This window comes from Kitasatospora sp. NPDC058218 (assembly GCF_042882445.1).
Taxonomy (GTDB): domain Bacteria; phylum Actinomycetota; class Actinomycetes; order Streptomycetales; family Streptomycetaceae; genus Kitasatospora.
Genome location: NZ_JBHVWC010000097.1, coordinates 1 through 19,348, shown reverse-complemented (window position 1 = coordinate 19,348; position 19,348 = coordinate 1). Strand labels below are relative to the sequence as shown.

The 19,348-nt window shown below is 73.9% G+C and carries 14 protein-coding genes and 1 tRNA gene; 7 read left to right on the top strand and 8 right to left on the bottom strand.

What is annotated here, in order from left to right; genetic code table 11:
* Positions 1–86: 86 nt before the first annotated feature.
* On the bottom strand, positions 87–1,835 hold the full coding sequence (locus ACFVYI_RS39605) for a beta-galactosidase family protein (protein ID WP_387894595.1): 1,749 nt from the start codon (positions 1,833–1,835) through the stop codon (positions 87–89).
* A gap of 665 nt (positions 1,836–2,500) precedes the next feature.
* On the opposite strand from ACFVYI_RS39605, the gene ACFVYI_RS39600 reads away from it, so the two are divergent.
* Positions 2,501–3,562, top strand: a complete 1,062-nt coding sequence (locus ACFVYI_RS39600; RefSeq protein ID WP_387894593.1) for a LacI family DNA-binding transcriptional regulator — start codon at positions 2,501–2,503, stop codon at positions 3,560–3,562.
* A gap of 290 nt (positions 3,563–3,852) precedes the next feature.
* Here ACFVYI_RS39600 and ACFVYI_RS39595 read toward each other — a convergent pair whose 3' ends face one another.
* A complete protein-coding gene (locus ACFVYI_RS39595; RefSeq protein WP_387894591.1) occupies positions 3,853–4,488 on the bottom strand; it encodes a TetR/AcrR family transcriptional regulator in 636 nt (211 codons plus the stop codon).
* Between the two features lie 98 nt (positions 4,489–4,586).
* On the opposite strand from ACFVYI_RS39595, the gene ACFVYI_RS39590 reads away from it, so the two are divergent.
* Positions 4,587–6,065 carry an FAD-dependent monooxygenase gene (locus ACFVYI_RS39590; RefSeq protein WP_387894590.1) on the top strand — a complete coding sequence of 493 codons (1,479 nt, stop codon included), beginning with the start codon at positions 4,587–4,589 and terminating at the stop codon, positions 6,063–6,065.
* A gap of 122 nt (positions 6,066–6,187) precedes the next feature.
* Here the strand turns inward: ACFVYI_RS39590 and ACFVYI_RS39585 are convergent, their stop codons facing one another.
* The gene (locus tag ACFVYI_RS39585; protein ID WP_387894588.1) at positions 6,188–7,564 is read right to left on the bottom strand and encodes an MFS transporter; all 1,377 of its coding nucleotides are present in this window, start codon (positions 7,562–7,564) and stop codon (positions 6,188–6,190) included.
* Positions 7,565–8,063: 499 nt separating this feature from the next.
* Between ACFVYI_RS39585 and ACFVYI_RS39580 the strand changes: the two genes are divergently transcribed.
* Both ACFVYI_RS39580 and ACFVYI_RS39575 read left to right on the top strand, forming a co-directional pair.
* Positions 8,064–8,137: transfer RNA gene (locus ACFVYI_RS39580), tRNA-Met, on the top strand.
* A gap of 158 nt (positions 8,138–8,295) precedes the next feature.
* Complete coding sequence (locus ACFVYI_RS39575) at positions 8,296–9,111, top strand: maleylpyruvate isomerase family mycothiol-dependent enzyme (RefSeq protein ID WP_387894587.1); 816 nt, start codon at positions 8,296–8,298, stop codon at positions 9,109–9,111.
* Positions 9,112–9,195: 84 nt separating this feature from the next.
* Here ACFVYI_RS39575 and ACFVYI_RS39570 read toward each other — a convergent pair whose 3' ends face one another.
* The gene (locus ACFVYI_RS39570; RefSeq protein ID WP_387894586.1) at positions 9,196–10,014 is read right to left on the bottom strand and encodes a class I SAM-dependent methyltransferase; all 819 of its coding nucleotides are present in this window, start codon (positions 10,012–10,014) and stop codon (positions 9,196–9,198) included.
* Between the two features lie 306 nt (positions 10,015–10,320).
* Between ACFVYI_RS39570 and ACFVYI_RS39565 the strand changes: the two genes are divergently transcribed.
* Complete coding sequence (locus ACFVYI_RS39565; protein WP_387894584.1) at positions 10,321–12,483, top strand: bifunctional lysylphosphatidylglycerol flippase/synthetase MprF; 2,163 nt, start codon at positions 10,321–10,323, stop codon at positions 12,481–12,483.
* A 15-nt stretch (positions 12,484–12,498) separates the two neighbouring features.
* Positions 12,499–13,230, top strand: a complete 732-nt coding sequence (locus ACFVYI_RS39560) for a hypothetical protein (RefSeq protein ID WP_387894582.1) — start codon at positions 12,499–12,501, stop codon at positions 13,228–13,230.
* A 35-nt stretch (positions 13,231–13,265) separates the two neighbouring features.
* On the opposite strand, the gene ACFVYI_RS39555 is transcribed toward ACFVYI_RS39560, so the two are convergent.
* The 4 genes from ACFVYI_RS39555 to ACFVYI_RS39540 all read right to left on the bottom strand — a co-directional run bounded on the left by ACFVYI_RS39555 (position 13,266) and on the right by ACFVYI_RS39540 (position 18,166).
* On the bottom strand, positions 13,266–13,928 hold the full coding sequence (locus ACFVYI_RS39555) for a CatB-related O-acetyltransferase (RefSeq protein WP_387894580.1): 663 nt from the start codon (positions 13,926–13,928) through the stop codon (positions 13,266–13,268).
* Positions 13,929–14,078: 150 nt separating this feature from the next.
* Positions 14,079–15,119 (bottom strand): NAD(P)-dependent alcohol dehydrogenase, encoded by a 1,041-nt coding sequence (locus ACFVYI_RS39550; RefSeq protein ID WP_387894578.1) that lies wholly within the window; start codon positions 15,117–15,119, stop codon positions 14,079–14,081.
* A 247-nt stretch (positions 15,120–15,366) separates the two neighbouring features.
* Positions 15,367–16,470 carry an AI-2E family transporter gene (locus tag ACFVYI_RS39545; RefSeq protein ID WP_387894576.1) on the bottom strand — a complete coding sequence of 368 codons (1,104 nt, stop codon included), beginning with the start codon at positions 16,468–16,470 and terminating at the stop codon, positions 15,367–15,369.
* A gap of 493 nt (positions 16,471–16,963) precedes the next feature.
* Positions 16,964–18,166 carry an MFS transporter gene (locus ACFVYI_RS39540; RefSeq protein ID WP_387894574.1) on the bottom strand — a complete coding sequence of 401 codons (1,203 nt, stop codon included), beginning with the start codon at positions 18,164–18,166 and terminating at the stop codon, positions 16,964–16,966.
* Between the two features lie 696 nt (positions 18,167–18,862).
* Here ACFVYI_RS39540 and ACFVYI_RS39535 point away from each other — a divergent pair.
* A complete protein-coding gene (locus ACFVYI_RS39535) occupies positions 18,863–19,249 on the top strand; it encodes a VOC family protein (RefSeq protein WP_387894573.1) in 387 nt (128 codons plus the stop codon).
* Positions 19,250–19,348 lie beyond the last annotated feature (99 nt).

Genomic DNA, 19,348 nt, shown 5'->3' with positions numbered 1-19,348 from the left:
GCCCGCCCCGCCCCCCGCGCCCCGCGCGGGGCCCCCCTGCGGGGTCCCCCCCCCCCACGCCCCCCGCCGTCATGGCGGCACCGTCCTCACTCCTCGGTGGGCCCGAGGTCGGGCGTCCCCCCGAGCCGGACGGCACGGCCGGCGGGGGCCGCGTGCAGCTCCAGCACCGTGATCTCGTTCGATCCCGGGCGCAGGACGGGGCCGGGCAGGTAGAGCGAACGCTGCGGGCCCCGGGACCAGTACCGGCCGAGGTGGAAGCCGTTGACCCACACGTTCCCCTTGGTCCAGCCGGGCAGGTGCAGGAACGCGTCGGCGGGCTCGTCGAGGTGGAGGCTCCCGCGGTGGAACGCGGGGCCGACGACCGGCGTTCCGGTGGTGAAGACGAGTTCGTCGAGGGAGGTCAGCGGCAGCGGCAGGTTGGTCCAGCCACGGAGGTCCTCGCCGTCGAGCCGGACCGGGCCGACCAGGCCCTTCGGGTCGTGCAGCCCCCGGCCGTAGTTGACCCTGCCCTGGTTCTCCACCAGCACGGTCAGCACGCTGTCGGACCGGGGCACCGTGAAGGCGATGGCGTGCTCGTGGCGCTCGCGCTCCAGGACGCCGACCGGCTGGCCGTCGACGAAGACCTGCGCGCGGTCGCGCACGTCCGCCAGCTCCAGTACCGCCGGCCCGGACCGCGGCAGGACGGCCTCGTAGCGGACGAATCCGAAGTCCTGCCGCAGCTGCTCCATCGTGAGCGGGCACTCGGACCGGACGGGGCTGCCGAACGCCGAGCCGTTCGCGAACAGCCCGGCGCTGTCGGGCAGCGGCACGGTGCGGGCGGCGAGCTTCGGTGCCGGCGCGGGTACGGGGGCGTCGGGAACCGGGGCGTACTTCGCGATGACGTCGCGGAAGGCACGGTACTTCTCGGTGGGATCGCCGGCCTCGTCCAGCGGGGCGTCGTAGTCGTAGGAGGTGACGGTGGGACGGTAGGTGTGCTTGTCGTTGGCGCCGTTGGTGAACCCGAAGCTGGTACCGCCGTGGAGCATGTAGAGGTTGACCGAGGCTCCGGTCGACAGCAGGTCGTCCAGCTCCTGTGCGGCCTCGTCGGCCGGGCGGACCACGTGGTGCCCGCCCCAGCGGTCGAACCAGCCGATCCAGAACTCCGCGCACATCAGCGGCCCGGTGGGCTGGTGGGCGCGCAGGGCGGCGAGCCCCTCGCGGGAGCGGCTGCCGAAGTTGGCCGTGGCGAGGGCGCCGGGCAGGGAGCCGCGGGCCAGGTCGGCCGGCTGGTCGCAGGTGAACAGCGGGACGTCGACGCCGTGCCGGCGCAGCAGGGCCGCGAGGTGTTCGAGGTGCGAGGTGTCGTCGTCGTAGGCCCCGAACTCGTTCTCGACCTGCACGGCCACCACCGGGCCGCCCCTGGTCGCGAGGCGTTCCACGACCGGGGGGAGGAGGCGCTCGAAGTAGCCCTCCACCGCCGAGAGGTAGTCGGGGTGCTGGCTGCGGAGCTCGATGCCGGGGCGGTCGAGCAGCCAGGACGGCAGGCCGCCCCCCTCCCATTCGGCGCAGATGTAGGGGCCGGGGCGGAGCAGGACGTGGAGTCCTTCGGCGGCCGCGAGGTCGAGGAAGGCCGGGAGGTCGAGACCGCCGTCCATCCGGAAGGTGTCGGGGGTCGGCTGGTGGAGGTTCCAGGCGACGTAGGTCTCGACGGTGTTGAGGCCCATGAGCCTGGCCTTGCGCAGGCGGTCGGCCCAGTGGTCCGGGTGGATCCGGAAGTAGTGCAGTCCGCCGGAGATGATGCGGAAGGGTGCGCCGTCGAGGGTGAAGTCGTTTCCATCGATCTGGAGGCCTGGCATGGTGTCGCTGACTCCTGGTGAGGGTCGGGCGTGAGGGTCGGGCGTGGCCGGGTACCGGCGCCCGCCCGGTCGCCGCCGTGTGCGGGCGGGTCGGGGCGGGCGCCGGACGGTCACGGCGCCGCGATCGGCGGGGAGGTGGTGCGGTGGGGTGACGTGATCACGGCTTCGTGGCGTATGTTTGCGCCAACATGGTGATGGTGTTGAGTGTTGACCGTCGGGTTGCAGGGCGTCAAGGCACCGGAACAGGGCGATGCGACTCCGCGACCGGCCTCGACCGCGTCCGACAGCGCTCGCCGGCCGCCCTTCCGGGGCAGCCATCAGAGGCGTCATGCCGTGGAGAATCGCAGGTCGGAGCCGGTCTTTCGGATCTCCGACGCAATGGGGGCCGTCGAGCAGCGCGCCATCGGGGCGGCGCTCCCCACGGTCACGGCCAGAGGTTCCGCCGGAGGCCGGACAGGCCGGCCGTCCGAACCGGACGTGAATCAACAGAGACCGACAGCCTCATGCGTCCACTTCCGCCGGTCCGCACGGGCGGACGGTGGGCACCCGGCGGCCCCGCCGGCCCGCCGACGGGCCGGATCGCCGCCCGCGGAACGAGCCGACGGCTCCGAACCGCCCGTCGCGCCCGTACGATGTTCACGCAGACATCAGGAGAGGGTGGCGGCATGGACTCCGCGGACACGCCCACGGCGACCTCGCGCGCCGCGCGGCGACCGGCCTCGCAGGCGGACGTGGCGGCTCTGGCGGGAGTGTCCGCGCAGACCGTCTCCCGGGTCGCCAACAACCGCTCCAACGTGGAGCCGCAGACGCGCGACCGGGTGCTCTCCGCGATGCGCATGCTCGGCTACCAGCGCAACAGCGCCGCCCGAGCGCTCACGCTCGGGCGCTTCCACGCCCTCGGCGTGGTCACCTTCGACATCACCGCCCAGGGCAACGCCCGCACCCTCGCCGCCATCTCGCGCGCCGCACAGGCGTCCGGCTACTCGGTCAGCGTGGTCTGCGTCGAGAACGAGACCGAGGAGGCCGTCCAGCGGGCGGTCCGCCAGCTCACCGAGCAGGCCGTCGACGGACTCGCCGTCATCGAGGCCCAGATCCTCGACCGGCCGGGCTTCGACGTGTCCTCCGGGGTGCCGGTCGTCGTGGCGGACGGGGACCCGGCGCGGCGGCACTCCTCCATCGACACCGACCAGGCCGCGGGGGTCACGGCGGCCGTTCGGCACCTGCTCGACCTCGGGCACCGGACGGTCTGGCATCTCGGCGGACCGCAGAACTCCCATGCGGCGCGGCGTCGTGCCGCCGCCTGGCACGACTCCCTCAAGTCCGCCGGGGCGCCCGTCCCGCCGGTCCGATTCGGTGACTGGACGGCTGCCTCCGGCTACCAGCTCGGGAGGCGGATCGCCTCCAGCCCGGACGTCACCGCCGTCTTCGCCGCCAACGACCAGCTCGCGCTGGGCCTCGTCCGCGCCCTGCACGAGGCCGGCCGCCGCGTGCCGGAGGACGTGAGCGTGGTCGGTTTCGACGACATCCCCGAAGCGGCCTACTTCACCCCCCCGCTGACCACCGTGCGGCAGGACTTCGAGGAGGTCGGCCGACAGTGCGTGGCCCTGCTCCTCGATCAGATCGATCCGCCGCAGGGCGGGAAGTCCGCCGTCACGGCCGTCTCGGTGCCGCCGGAGCTGGTGGTCCGGGCCAGTTCGGCCGCACCGCCGCCGGCGGCCCGGGGCTGAGCACCGCCCACCGTCGATGTTTGCGCAAACAGTCGAGGGTGACGCAGGGCCTCGGAGCCCTGTTTGATTGTGTCAAGGATTCCGACCAACCCGCTGAAGCGAGCGTCCAACCGGGTCTTTCCTGCACTTTCAGTGACGAAGAGTTACTTTTCGTGAGGGAATCGAGGGTCTCCGCATCCTCTCGGGGCGGAATCGGACCGACAGTCCGTGTCGATACCTGTCGCCTTGTGTTCGATCATGCGGATGCCGAGCGGAGGGGCCTCACCCGAGGGACAGCCCGCGCCCCGGGGTCAGAATCCGTGGGCGGCGGCGCCACCGCGCAGCAGGGCGAACGCCTCGGCCAGCTCGGCCGCGGCCTGCCGCGCGACGTCGCCGATGTCCAGCCCCTCGGCGAGCCTGGTCCAGGTGGCGTGGGCGAGGACCTGGCGCACCGCCGCGTACTGGGCGGCGACCAGCCGGGCGGCCACGCTCCCGCCCGGGTCCAGCGCCTCGGCGAGCGCACGGGTGTCGGCGTCGACGTAGTCGCGGAGGTGGGCGGAGAGGCTCGGGGTCTCGTAGATCAGCCGGAGGAAGGCCAGCACCTCGGGGTCGTCGGTCAGCCCGGTGTTGGGGTCGCGGGCCGCCAGCCGGTCCAGGTGGTGGCGCTCCAGGGCGTCCAGCGGGGTGAGCCCGGCCGCGCGGTCGCGCACGACCCGCCCGGCCTCGCCGAGGTGGTCGGCGAAGCGGTGCAGGACCAGCTCCTCCTTGCTTCCGAAGTAGCGGAAGAGGGTGGGCTTGGACACCTCGGCGGCGGCGGCGATCTCGGCCACCGAGACCTGGTCGAAGCCCCGGTCGAGGAACAGGGCGATGGCCGTGTCCGCGATGGTCTGTCGGGTGCGCTGCTTCTTGAGGGTCCGCAGACCCGGATCTGGCTCGCTCGGACTCATGCCTTGATCATAACCCGGAGACGTTTGTTACTCGGTTGCATTTCTTACCTGGTTGCTGTTCCATGGTGCGTATCGACGAACCGGAAGGACGGACACACATGACAACCGTGGTGATCGTGGGGGCGGGGCCGACCGGGCTGACCCTGGCGTGCGGGCTGGCGCGGCAGGGCGTCGCGGTCCGAGTGATCGAGAAGGCAGCCGCGTTCCACCGGGGTTCACGCGGCAAGACGCTCAACCCGCGCAGTCTGGAGGTCCTCGCCGACCTCGGCCTCCGCGAGCAGCTGGCGGCCGCGGGCCGCACCCACCTGCCGTTCCGCAAGTACTTCGCCGGCGAGTTCGTCAACGAGACCGAGCCGTTCGCCGGCGCCCGCCCCAGCGCCGACGTCCCCTACCCGGCGAGCCTGTGGCTGCCGCAGACCCGGGTGGAACGGCTGCTGCGCGAGCGGCTCGCCGAGTACGGGGTGGCGGTGGAACTCGCCACCGAGCTCGTGGACTTCACGCAGAGCGGCGCCGGAGTGGAGGTACGCCTCGCCGACGGCGGGCGGATCTCGGCCGAGTACCTGGTCGCCTGCGACGGCGGCCGCTCCACGGTGCGCAAGCTGCTGGGCATACCGTTCGTCGGGGACGGTGACCCGGAGCCGGTGATGGTCTGCGGCGACGTCGAGGTCGAGGGGCTGGACCCGGGCGCCTGGCACCAGTGGTTCGGGCCGCAGGGCGTGTTCATGCTCTGCCCGTTCGAGGGCAGCCGCCGCTGGCAGTTGCAGGCGAGCCCGGAGACGGACGCCGACGGCCGGGCGGTCGCCCCCTCGCTGGAGAGCTTCCAGCGACTGGCCGCCCTGCACACCGGCCGCCCGGACCTCCGGCTCGGCCATGCCACCTGGCTCTCCACCTGGCGGGTCAATGTCCGGATGGCCGAGCGGTACCGCCAGGGGCGGGTCCTGCTGGCCGGCGACTGCGCGCACGTCCACCCCACCGCGGGCGGGCTCGGCATGAACACCGGCATCCAGGACGCCTGGAACCTCGCGTGGAAGCTCGGGTACGTGGTGCGCGGTCTCGCCGCACCGGCCCTGCTGGACACCTACCAGGAGGAACGCCTGCCGATCGCCGCCTGGACCCTGGACGTCACCACCGCCGGCATGACCGCCGTCACCGAAGGCATCGGCACCCCCGGCATCGGCGTCGAGGCCGGCCGGGTGGGCGACCTCACCGGCCTCTCGCTCGGCTACCGGTGGAGCCGGCTCGCGACCGACCGCCTCGACGGCCCGCTCCGGGCCGGCGACCGGGCACCGGACGGCGTCTGCCCCGGCCCCGACGGCGAACCGGGCCGGCTCTTCGACCGCTTCGCCGGCGACCACTTCACGCTGCTCGGGTTCGGTCCGAGCGCCCGCCCCGCTCTCACCGAACTGCCCGGCCACGTCCGGCCGGTGGCACTCGACGACCCCGACGGCGACCTCCGCCGGGCCTACGGGATCACCGGCGACGCCCTCGTGCTCGTCCGGCCGGACCACCACATCGCTCTCACCGCCCCGGCGGCCGGCCGCGAGGACGTCCTCGCGTACCTGGCGGCCCTGCGGTAGGTACGCCTGACGGCCCGTCCGGGGTGACGCCGGAGGGGGAGGTCGACGGGATCGACCTCCCCCTCCGGCGTCATCACACGCTCCCCCGGCCCGTGGCGGCACGGCCCTCGGGAGCGCCGGTGTCAGCCGACCGGTGCGGGCGTGCGGCGGGCCGGCGCGGCCGACGACGAGTCGGAGCCCTTCGCCGCGCCCAGGGCGGTTCCGCGCGTCTCCTCGGCCCACAGGACGCACACGAGCAGGCCGACGGCCGTGGTGCCGGCCGCGATCAGCATGGTCGGCCCGGTGCCGAGCCCGCTGAGCGACAGGGGCAGCAGATACGTGCCGACGGCCGCGCCGATCCGGCTCACCGACGTCGCGACACCGACCGCCGTCGCCCGGATCTCGGTCGGGAAGAGCTCGTTCGGGTAGGTCCAGTCGAGCACGTTGGGCCCACCGCAGAGGAACGCGTAGGCGCACAGCGCGATGACGGCGACAGCGGCCGGGGCGGCGGGCCAGACGCCGAGCAGGGCGAGCGGAACGATCATCAGGGCGAACGACCAGATGATCACCGGGCGACGGCCCCACGTGTCGATCAGCCGAAGGGCCGGGAAGCAGCCCAGGAGGAAGACCAGGCTCACCAGCCCGGTGCCGAGCGTGTCCAGCACGGTGCCGCCCGGCATGCCGAAGGAGGCGAGGATCTGCGGGCCGAAGGTCAGCATCGCGAAGAGCGGGCCGACCTGGCAGAGGAAGAACAGGCCGCAGAACAGCGTGCGGCGCCGGTAGGGCTGGGTCATCAGCAGGCGCAGACCGCCGGGGCGGCCGGCCTCGGCGGGATCGGGCATCAGCTCCCGGCCGTCGACCCGGACACCGAGGTGCTTCTCGACCACGCGCACCGCGTCACCGACCCGCCCGTGGGCGGCGAGCCAGCGCGGCGACTCGGGCGATCCGCGCCGGATCACCAGGAACACCACGCACAGGACGGTGGAGCTGGCCAGCATCCAGCGCCAGCTGCCCTGCCCGCCGAACCGCAGGAACAGATAGCCCGTCAGATAGGCGAGGACGGAACCGGCGTACCAGGCGATGATCTGCTGCCCGAGCAGCCGGCCGCGCTGGCGGGCCGGCAGCCACTCGGCGAGGAGCGAGGTGGCGATCGGGTAGTCGGCGGCCACCGCCAGGCCGAGGACGAAGCGCAGCACGGCGATCGCCCACACCGTGTCGACCCAGAAGGAGAGCACGGAGCAGGCCACCATCACCAACAGGTCCGCGGTGTACATCACCTCCCGGCCGATCTTGTCGGTCAGCACGCCGAAGAGCGCGCCACCGACGAACATGCCGACCAGGGCGGCGGCGCCGATCAGGCTGACCTCGGCGGTGGAGAGGCCGAGGTCGGGACGCATCCCGATCAGGGCCACGCCGACGATGCTCAGGATGTAACCGTCCAGCAGGGGCCCACCGGAACAGGCCAGGGCCAGTCTCCGGTGGAAGCCGGTATACGGGGCGTTGTCGATGGTTCGGGACATGGAATTCGGGTCCTCCGGGGCGTACGGCGGTGCTCCCGCACACCGTGCGCCTGGTAGACGGCAGAAGTCGGGGCCACCCGAACGGGAGGCCCCGTCACCCGGGACTCACCGGGTGACCGTCCACGGTTGCCCGCTCCGGACCGGCTCCGACGTGGACGAAGGTCCACCGGATTCGGGCCCTTGGTCCCGAAGCGGACGGGCCGTCGGGCCCGTGCGGAGAAGGCCCCGGCCTGTCACGCCGGGGCTCCCCCGCTCTTCCCGGGGCCACCGCGGGCAACAGGTGACGCTTCTCACCCGAGCGGACCCGAATATCCCATTTGTCCTGTATGTAGCGATAACGGGAGGCTCCTACGGACCGTCAAGCGGTCCGGAGGAGTGATTTCGGCGCGACGGGCGGGCCGGCGAGGCGCGCTCGGCAGCGCCGGCGCGGGCCCGGACCCGGGCCTCACGGAAAACTGGTCGGCCGGCCGCCGCCGATGCCGTAGAGTTGAGACATCGACGCGGGGTGGAGCAGCTCGGTAGCTCGCTGGGCTCATAACCCAGAGGTCGCAGGTTCAAATCCTGTCCCCGCTACTGCAACGGCCCCGGCGCTCAACGCGCCGGGGCCGTCGTCATGTGGTCGGCGCCCGGCCCCACGAGGGCCGGCCGGGCGGCCACCGGACGTACTCACGGGTAATCTCCTGCGCCGGGGCTCTGGACAGCCGGGCCCGCCTGGTCCACGATTCACCTCCATGACCCCCGCCCCGGTCCCCCAGGACACCGTGCCCACCGCCCTCCTCGACGCCGTCCTCGGCGTGGCCGAGGACACCGCGGCACTGCTCCGCGACCGCGCCGACACCGGTCTGCCGATCCCCGGCGCGCAATGGACCGTGGGCGAGGCGGCGGCCCATCTCGCCCTGGCCAACGAGCTGATGGCCGCCCTGGCCGAGGGGGAACGGCGCAGCTACGGGGACGGGACACCGGACAGCCTGGCCGCGGCCAACGCGGCGTCCCTGGCCGCCTTTCCCGAGCGTGACGCGGCCGTCCTCGCGGAGCAGATCGTCCGGCACGCCCGCGCCTTCACCGAGGCCTGCGCCGACCGGCCGGCATCCACTCCGGTACTGACCCCGCTCGGGCCGATGGACCTCGCCACGCTGGCCTCGTACCTGCTCACCCACATGCTCGGGCACGGGTACGACCTGGCCGTCGCGCTACGGCGGCCGCACATGGTCGACCGCCACCGGGTGGCGCTGACCCTGCCGTTCCTGATGACGGCCATGCCCCGGGTGGTCGACGGCCGTTCCGCCGCCGGTCACACCGCCCGCTACGGCCTGCGGGTGCGCGGCGGCGCCCGCTTCACGGTGACCTTCCGCGACGGCGTCGCCGAGGTCTCCCCCGGGCCTGCTGCCCGGCCCGACTGCACGATCCTCACCGAGCCGGTGACCTTCCTGCTGCTCGCCCTCGGCCGGTGCAACCCGTACGCGGTGCTGGCCCGCGGCAAGGTCCTCGCCTGGGGGCGCAGGCCCTGGCTCGCCCTCGGGTTCCCCCTGCTGTTCAACGCTCCGTGAGGCCTGCCCGTCCTGGGCGCCCGGCCGGGTGCTCAGGAGGGGTGCTCAGGACGGGCGGTCAGGACGGTTGCTCAGGACGGGAGTTCAGGGCTGGCGTCCCCAGCTGGTGATCAGGCCGGGAGAGAGGTCGGCGACGGTGCCCGAGGCCAGCGACGCGCGGGCCTCGTCGAGGAGTTCGGCATCGACCAGCCCGGTGGCGAGCATGGCCTCGCGGGTGCGGTCCCAGGTGTCCAGCCAGAACGCGGTGATCGGGGCGTCCGCGAGCAGGGCGGGGACGAACACCTCGGCGCCGACCTCGGACAGCCCGAGCTCGCGCAGCAACCGCGGACTGTCGGGCGTCCAGCCGACGTCGGTGCCGATGGACGTCCGCAACGCCTGCCACATCGCCCGCATCGCGAGCCGGTACGGGGTGTCGGGCGGACCGGCCGTGGTGAGGTCCACGGCGTCCCCGAGGACCAGGTGCCCACCCGGTACGAGGAGGTCCCGCAGGCGGGCCATGACCCGGTGCCACTGCGGCAGGTGCATCAGCACGAAGCGCGCGTGCACCAGGTCGAACCGGCCGGGGGCGAAGTCGGGCGAGGAGACGTCGGCCGTGAGCGTGCGCAGCGCCCCGCCCGCGAACGGCGCGACGAAGCGGGTGTCCCGGTCGACGGCGAGGACCTCGGCGGCCCCGGCGGACGTCGCCAGCCAGCGCGCGACGGTGCCGGTACCGGCACCCACCTCGCAGCAGCGGACCCCGGGGCCGACCCCGAGGGCGCGCAGCCGGGCCCGGGTGACGTGGTCGTAGGCGAGGGAGCCGAGATCGATGCGTTCGCCCTCGCCGGGCTGCCACGGCTCGAAGAGGGACTCCCCGTACCCGCTGTCGCCTCCGGCCGGGCCAGGGGTGACCGGGTCAGTGGACATCGGTCGTCCTCCCGTCGTGCCGTCACCCCGGCTTGGTGCCCTGGCGTCCTGGTCCTCTGGTGTCCTGGCGTCCGCCCGTGGACGACAGGCCCGTCCGCCGCCGGCCGTGGGCTGCGCCGCGGACCACGACGAGCCTATCGAAGGCCGGCCGCCCCGTCGCCCGGGCGGTTCGGGCGGCCCGGGCGAGGAGCCGCCGGGGGCCCGGTCGCCTCGCCCGGCCCCGGCGGCCGAATCCGGATACGCTGAGCGAGGAGGCTCCGGGCCCGAGGTGGGGGTGAAGTCGGCCACGCCGTGCGGAGGTGCGAGGTGCCGGGAGAATCAGAGCCGCGGTGGCGGCGCGACGCCCTGCCCGCGGTCACCACCGCCCTGCGACGCTTCCCCTTCACGCTCGCCGCCGCCGCGGTGATCCTGCTGTTGGGGCTGGTCGTCGGCGGGTTGTGGGACGCGGTGTCCGACCGGTCCTGGTACCCGAACGTCGCTTACGGTCTGCCGGCGTTCGAGACGGGCCGCTGGTGGACGCTCGTCACCGGGCCGCTGTTCTGCGCGACCCCGATCGAGTACCTGCCGGTGCTCGTCGGGGTCCTCCTGCTCTGCGGTCTCGCCGAGGCACGGCTGGGCACCCGCTGGACGGCCGCGGTGACGGTGGCCGGCCAGCTCGGCGCCGTCCTGCTGGCCGCCCTGCTGCTGTTCGCCCTGCGGCACACCGCGTGGTCCTGGGCGAAGGACCTGGCCGGCACCGTCGACGTCGGGATCTCGGCGGGCGCGCTGTGCGCGGGCGCGGTCGCCTCGGCGGCCCTGGCCTCGCCGTGGCGGCAGCGGCTGCGCCTGGCCCTGGTCGCCTACGCCGGTGTGTCCCTCCTGTACGTCGGGGGGCTCGACGATCTGCAGCGCGCGCTGGCGGTGGCCGGCGGGCTGGTGGCGACCCACTGGCTGCGGGTGCCTGGGGCCGCCCGGACCTCCGGCCGGCTCAGCCGGCGGGAGTGGCGGCTGCTGGCGGTGGCCGGTCTGGTCCTGATCGCGGCGATCCTGCTGGTCGTCTGGCTGGTGCCGGGGCACGGCCCGGTCGGGGAGACCAGGGGGCTGGGCGGACCGGGCTGGCAGGTCCTGCTCTCCGTGGTGCTGATCGGGCTGCTGGTCGACGGGCTGCGCCGGGGCCGCCGCACCGCCTGGCGCTGGACGGTGCTGCTCTGCGCGCTGAACGCGCTGCTGGGCCTGTTCGTGGGGATCGTCTACGTGATCGGCAAGGCCCTCGACGAGCAGGTCACGGTCACGGGTGCCGCGGTGTTCGTCCCCACCTCGGTGGTCTGGACCGCCGAACTGGTGGTGCTGATCGCCGGCCGGGACGCGTTCCGGGCGCGGCGGGCGCGCGGCCGGGCCCCGGCGCCCGGAACGACTCCGTCCGCACCGGCGGCCACCCCCTCGGCCGACGGGGACCCCCGCACCCGGGCCGCGGACCTGCTCGTGCACCGGGGCGGGGAGAACCTCTCCTGGATGACCACCTGGCCGGACAACTCCTACTTCTTCCCCGAGGACGACGGCGGGAGCGGCGAGAGCTACGTCGCCTACCGGGCGCACGCCGGCGTCGCGGTCGCGCTGGGCGACCCGGTGGGCGCGCCGGACGACCGGGCCCGGACGATCACCCGCTTCGCCGAGATGTGCGACCGCACCGGGCTGGTCCCCTGCCTGTTCTCCGCCACCGCCCGGGCCGCCGAGGTCACCGACGCGCTGGGCTGGCGGTCCGTCCAGGTCGCCGAGGACACCGTGATCGACCTGCCGGACCTGGAGTTCCGCGGCAAGGCCTGGCAGGACGTGCGCACCGCCCTGAACCGGGCCAGGAAGGACGGTGTCGAGTACCGGCTCGTCGCCCTCGCCGAGCAGCCCCGTCCCGTCCTGTCCCAGATCCGCAGCATCTCCGACGAGTGGGTCGGCGACATGGGCCTGCCGGAGATGGGGTTCACCCTCGGCGGCGTGGAGGAGGCCATGGATCCGCGGATGCGGGTCGGCCTGGCCGTGGAGGGCGGGGACCGCATCCACGGCGTGACGTCGTGGATGCCGGTGTACGGCGCGGACGGCGTGCCGCAGGGCTGGACCCTGGACATGATGCGCCGCCGCCGCGACGGCTTCCGGCCGGTGGTCGAGTTCATGATCGCCTCCAGCTGCCTCGCGCTCCGGGAGGACGGCGCGGACCGTCTCTCGCTCTCCGGTGCGCCGCTGGCACGCACCGGCCCCGCCCGGGCACCCACCGTGCTCGACCGGATCCTCGACCAGTTGGGGGCCGCCATGGAGCCGTACTACGGCTTCCGCTCGCTGCACTCCTTCAAGGCGAAGTTCCAGCCGCGCTACGAGCCGATGTTCCTGCTCTACCGCGACGAGGCCGACCTGCCGCGGATCGGCCTGTCCCTGCTGCGCTGCTACATGCCCTCCGCCACGGTGCGCGACCTGCTCCGGGTCCCCGCGCACCACGGCTGACGGGACGGGAGCGCCGTGCGGTACGCGACAGTCGAGGTCGAGGTGGTCGTCACCGTTCCCAACCAGGGCATCGGTCTCTGGATGCTCGGCGCGTTCGTGCTGACCTTCGCGGGCACCCGGGTGGTCACCCGGCTGATCAGGGCGGGCCGCGGGCCGTTCCGCAACGTCGAGGTCGGCGGCACCCACGTGCACCACCAGGTGTACGGCATCCTCGCGATGCTGGTGGCGGGCGCGATCGAGTTCTCGTACCGGCCGGGCAGCCCCGGGGCGCAGCTCCTGGCCGTGCTGTTCGGTGCGGGCGCCGCCCTGACCGTGGACGAGTTCGCGCTCTGGCTGCACCTGGAGGACGTCTACTGGGCGGAGGAGGGCCGCAAGTCCGTCGACGCGGCGTTCCTGGCGGTGGCGGTCGGCCTGCTGCTGGTCGCCGGGTTCAACCCGTTCTCCGACATCGGCCGGGGCACGGCCAACCATCTCGCCTTCGCGGCACTGATGATCGTCAACCTGGCCCTGAGCGTCGGCACGATCCTCAAGGGCAAGACGGCGCTCGGTGTGATCGGCCTGCTGGTCCCCCTCGTGGTCGGCCTGGTCGGCGTCCTGCGACTGGCCAAACCGGCCTCCCCCTGGGCGCGTTGGCGCTACCCGCCGGGCTCGCGCAAGGCCGAACGCGCCCTGCGCCGCTACCCGCCCGACCGCCGGACCCGCCTCGACGCCCTCAAGGACTTCGTCGGCGGCACCCCGCACCGCTGACGCCCCCGGGGCGCCGGCGGACGACGGCCGGGACGCTAGCCCGCCGCCGGGCCGCCGCGCACGGCGATTCCGGCGGCCTCCAGGTCGGCGACGGTGCCCGACATGATCGTCCGCACGTGCTCGGTGATGTGCTCCGCCGGCCAGTCCCACCAGGCCACCGCCAGCAGTCGGGCGACGTCCTGCTCGCTGTGGCGGGAGCGGATGAGACGGGCCGGGTTTCCGCCGACGATCCCGTAGTCGGGCACGTCCGAGGTGACCACGGCGCCGGCACCGATGATCGCGCCGTGCCCGATCCGCACGCCCGGCAGCACCGTCGAGCCGTGGCCGAACCAGACGTCGTTGCCGACGACGGTGTCACCCCGGTTCGGCAGGCCGGTGAGCAGGTCGAAGTGCTCGGACCACGAGCCGCCCATGGTGGGGAAGGGGAAGGTCGACGGCCCGTCCATGCGGTGGTTGGCGCCGTTCATGATGAACCGCACTCCCGTGCCCAGCGCGCAGAACCTGCCGATGATCAGCTTCTCCGGCCCGTAGTGGTAGAGCACGTTGCGCGTCTCGAACGCCGTCGGATCGTCCGGGTCGTCGTAGTACGAGTACTCCCCGACCTCGATCAGCGGGGACTTCACCAGCGGCTTGAGCAGCACCACCCGGGGCTGCTCGGGCATCGGATGGAGCACCGTCGGGTCGGCGGGCACGGGCATGGGGGCGGTCCTCGTGGATTCGGCGGCGGTGTCCGTCCCAATGATCACAGTGCCGCGTCCGTCGGAACACCGATCTACCCGATGGGCGTGCCGCACGGCTCGGACCGCTGCCGCGGCGGTCGGCCCGACGCACCCCCGTCCCGGACGGCGTCACAGGGTGGCGTTGTCGATGACGAAGCGGTAGCGGACGTCGCTCCTGAGGACCCGCTCGTAGGCGTCGTTGATCTCGTCCGCGCGGATCAGCTCGATCTCGGCGCCCACCCCGTGCGCCGCACAGAAGTCCAGCATCTCCTGGGTCTCGGCGATGCCGCCGATGCCCGAGCTGCTCAGGCTGCGGCGGTTGCCCGACAGCGCCTGGAGTGTCAGCTCCACCGGCTCCTCCGGGAGTCCGAGGTTCACCAGGGTGCCGTCCGTGCGCAGCAACGACAGGTAGGCGGCGAAGTCGAGCGGGGCCGAGACGGTGTTGAGGACGAGGTCGAACCTGCCCGCCGCGACCTCGAAGGTCCTCGGGTCGCCGGTGGCGTAGTAGTGGTCGGCGCCCAGCCGCAGGCCGTCGTCCTTCTTGCGCAGGGACTGGGACAGCACGGTGACCTCGGCTCCCAGCGCGTGCGCGAGCTTCACGGCCACGTGCCCGAGCCCGCCGAGACCGACGACCGCGACCCTCCTGCCGGGGCCGGCGTTCCAGTGGCGCAGCGGTGAGTAGGTGGTGATGCCCGCGCACAGCAGCGGGGCGGCCACGTCCAGGGACAGGCCGTCCGGGATGCGCACCACGTAGTTCTCGTCGACGACGATCTGCTGCGCGTAGCCGCCGTAGGTGGGCCGACCGTCCTTGCCCACGGCGTTGTAGGTCCAGACCGGGCCCTCGACGCAGTACTGCTCCAGGCCCGCCCGGCAGTTGTCGCACACGCGGCAGGTGTCGACCATGCAGCCGACGCCCACCCGGTCGCCGACCTCGAACCTCGTCACGCCGGGGCCGGTCCCGGCGACGACGCCCGCGATCTCGTGACCGGGCACCATCGGGAAGATCGCCTGGCCCCAGCCTTCCCGGGCCTGGTGGATGTCGGAGTGGCAGATGCCGACGAACGCGATGTCGATCAGCACGTCGCGCTGCCCCGCCGGGCGACGCTCGATGGTCGTCCGCTCCAGCGGGGCCTTGGCGGCGGGCGCGGCGTAGGCGGTGACAGTGCTCATGACGGCCCTCCTGGGGCGGGCGACGGGCGGACGGGAGGGTTCAGGAGGCTGCTCCCGGACCGGGACCCCCGCTTTCCAGCATCGGCCCGCCCCGCGGTATGCCGCCACCGAGCGGCGCGACAGGTGCCGGGGGCGTGCTGCGGTGCGGGGGGGGTGCGTCGGGCCGCCGGGGTCTGTCCGGTCGAGAGCGGTCGAGGGCGGCGGTCAAGGGCGGTCGAGGGTCGGGGCGGGTCGGGCGGGGAGGACCTCAGGGCCCCGGAGCCGGCCCCGCCACCGGGCGGCGCAGCTCGGCGTACACGGACCAGGCCACCGAGACGACGGGGACGGCGACCACGGCGCCGATCACCCCGGCCGCGATGCTGCCCGCGAGCACCGACACCGCGACCACCACCGGGTGCAGGCTGACCGCCCGGCTCATCACCAGCGGGTGGAGCAGATGGCCCTCGATCTGGCCGATCACCACGATCAGCAGCAGCCCCACGATCGCGGTCACCGGGCCACGGGCGGCCAGCGCCACGAAGGAGGCGACCAGCATCGCGATCGGTGAGCCGACCAGCGGGACGAAGGAGGCCAGGAACTCCAGGACGGTCAGCGGCAGGGCGAGCGGCACGTCGAGGAGGAACAGGGCGATGCCGACCATGACGGCGTTGCTCGCGGCGACGATGAAGATGCCCCGGGTGTAGCCGGCGAAGGTCCGCCAGGCCGCCCGGCCGCCCCGGTCGAGGTGGTCCGCGGCGGCGGGCGGCAGCTGGGAGGCGCTCCACTGCCACATCCGCTCCCCGGAGTGCAGGAAGAACACCGACATGAAGAGTGCGAGCGCACCGCCGGTCGCCAGCTCGACCGCCCGGTGGGCACCGTTGACGGCCGTGCTGATCAACGTCGAGCGGTGCTCGGCGGCGAAGTCGGAGACCTTGCGCTGAAGGTCGTCGAAGGTCGTCGGTTCGAGGTGGAAGGGGGCGCCTTCGAGGAACTTCTCCAGCCGGTCCAGGCCGCCCTGGAACTCCCTGGCCAGGCGGGACACGTCGTCCGCCACGTTCTCGCCGATCAGCGCGAGCAGCCCGGCCGGCACCAGGATCGCCACGGCCAGGCCGATCAGGACGGCGAGCGGACGGGGGACGGCGCGGGCGGCCAGATCGACCACGGGCCGGACCACCGAGGTGATCACCAGGGCGAGGAAGCCGGCCAGCGTGATCAGGTGGAACTGCCCCAGCACCGTCAGCACCAGGTACGCGGCCACGCCGACGACGAGCAGCCGCCAGGCGTAGTCGGACAGGCGGCGCAGTGCCGGGCCCGCGCCGGCGCCGTCCGCCTTCGGCTCCGGCCGTCGGGCCTTGGGCCGCCTCACCGGCATGCCGCACCACCGCCCGTCGCGCGCCGCGCCCCGGCCCCCGGCGCGGGGACCGGTCCGCCGCGCCCGGCGCCGCCGGGGGCCGCACGGCCGCACGGCTTCGAGGGCCGGCCGTGGGGCCGGGGGCTACTGGGGTGCGAAGGCGACATGAATCCTGGATAGCGGGTGGAACGCCGCCCGGGCAGCTCCCGCGCCGACGGACGCCGGCCGGGGCCACCGCCACCGCATCGGCCCACCGCCGCGACTCCCCCTCCGGCCGCAGTACGCCCGACGGCCGGCGACGACCGCCACGGCCGGGTCACGCGCGGACTCGGGAGCAGGATCCGCCGGACCGGCGCCGGTCCCGAGCGGCCGCCGGGCCCCGTACCGCGGCGGGAGGGGAGGCCGCCGGTCGCCGCGGGCCCCGGTGGTCCGCAGGTCACCGGCCGATGCGACGTGCCCGACGGCAGGCGGCATGTCACCGACCGGCCGGGCGAGCCGCACCGCGAGCGGCCGGTCACCGGTCGGCACCGGCCCGGCGCAGCAGGTAGACCGCGGAGGCGGCGGCGAGGAGGGCCATGCAGGCGGCGAAGACCAGGCCGGCGTCGGCCAGCCCGAGCGGCTCGGAGAGCAGGCCGACCCCGATGACGGGGATCGAGATGCCGAAGTAGGCGACCACGAAGAGCGCCGAGAGCGCGCCGCCCCGGTGCTCGGCGGGTGCGGCCGCGGCGATCTCGCCCACCGCGCCGCGCAGGCCCATGCCCTGGCCCACGCCGCCCACCACGGCGCTGAGCACCAGGGGCGGGAGGGTGGTCCGCGCGAGCGAGGCGGCCAGTTGGGCCAGCCCGGCGATGAGCACCAGGCAGCCCAGCGGGATCGCCCGTGCGGTACCCAGCCGGGGCACCAGCAGCTGGCCGAGGGTGGAGGCGAAGAAGGCCGTGAAGACGATGAGGCCGACGACCGCGGAGTTGTGGATGTCCAGGCTCTCGGCGAGGAAGGCCGGGCTGACCGAGGTGAAGAGGCCCAGCAGGGAGAACCCGGCGAACGCGGCGATCCCGGCCGGGACGAACACCCCGCGGACCTCCGGCGGCAGGGACGGCCGCCGCGGTCGGGCGGTTCGCAGCCGGCGTGCCCCGGCGACCGTCTCCGGCAGGAACCAGGTCACCGTGAACGACGCGGCGAGCAGCACCAGGTGCACGACGAACGGCAGTACCAGGGGGTCGGGCGCGTACTCGGCGAGCACTCCCGACAGCAGCGGTCCGCAGCCCAGGCCGCCCATGTTGGCGGCGGTCGCCACGAAGCCCGCGCGGGCCCGGCGCCCGGGCGGGGCGAGCTCCAGCACGTACGCGGTGGCGGTGCCGGTGAACAGGCCCGCCGACAGGCCGGACAGCAGGCGACCCAGGCAGAGCAGCGGCAACCCGCCCTCGGCCAGGAAGGCGAGGGCGCTGCAGGCGGCGAGGGCCAGCCCGCAGAGCAGCACGGGCCGGCGGCCGACGGAGTCGGACACGTTGCCCACGAGCAGCAGGACGCCGATCACCCCGAAGGCGTAGATCGCGAACACGACCGTCACCATCAGTTCGGAGAAGCCGATCTCCTCCTGGTACAGCCCGTACAGCGGGGTGGGCAGGGTGGTGCCCGCCATGCAGACGGCGAAGGCGGCGGCGGCCCCGAGGTAGCCGAGCCGGCCTCCGGCAGGCCTCTCGTTCCGACGATCGGTCATTCGCCCACGGTAGGCGCCCGGCTGCGGCGGGCCCGCGACGCGCGGACCGGGCTGCGCCGAATGGCCCTCGCCCGCCGCAGGAGCGGGGGTGCCCCGCAGGGCCCGCACGCCCGGCGGGCGCGGACGGCCGCCGGTGACGGGTGGTCCGCCGCCGGCGCACCGGCCGACCACGGCGGCGGCGGCGGTCCTCGACCGGCTCGTCGGCCACCGCCCGCGACGGAGGGTCAGGACGTCAGGAGCGGCCGGGCGGGGCCCCGGTGCCGCCCGGCCGCCGGAAGGACGTCACGGTGGCCGGGCTCTGAGCAGTGGTGGGACGGGCCCGGACGGCGGGGAGTGGGGGGACCCGCCGCCCGGACCACGCTCTGCCCACCCGGTCCTCTTCTCACCCGGATCCGACCGGACAAACACCACCCCGCCCGGGCGGGGACCGGTCGGCGTCCCGGGAGGTCGCCGGCCGGCCGCACGCGCGGACGGACCGGTCGAGCGCTGCGGTCGCCCGTTCGGCGTGGCGGCGGGCCGGGGCAGGACGCGAGACCGTGCCGCCGGGGATGCTCCGGTCACCGATGAGCTGGTAGAACGGGACGGTCAGCCCCGTGCGTGACGCCTGAGATGTCGCACGCTCCACGATGTGGACACCGAACCCCCTGAGCACATCGCGCACCGGTGGCTCGGGCCCGATGCACCGGAGAGCACATCATGCGGATTCACCTGTCCAGCGTCTTCGTCGATGACCAGGACAAGGCCCTGCGCTTCTACACCGACGTGCTGGGCTTCGTGAAGAAGACCGAAGTCCCGATCGGCAAGGACCGGTGGCTGACCGTGGTCTCGCCGGAGAACCCCGAGGGGACCGAGCTGCTGCTGGAGCCCGACGGCCACCCCGCGGTGAAGCCGTACAGGACGGCACTGGTGAAGGACGGCATCCCGGCCGCCTCCTTCGCCGTGGACGACGTGCAGGCGGAGTTCGACCGGCTGCGCGGGCTCGGCGTTCATTTCACCCAGGAGCCGCAGGAGATGGGCCCGGTCACCACCGCGGTGCTGGACGACACCTGCGGCAACCTGATCCAGATCGTGCACAGCGGGTGACGGCGGGGCCGGCGCGCGGGCGCCCGGGCCCCCCCCCCCGCGGGCGGTAAAAAAAAAAAAAAACCCCCCCCACCCCAAGCCAGAGGAGTTGGGGGTGGT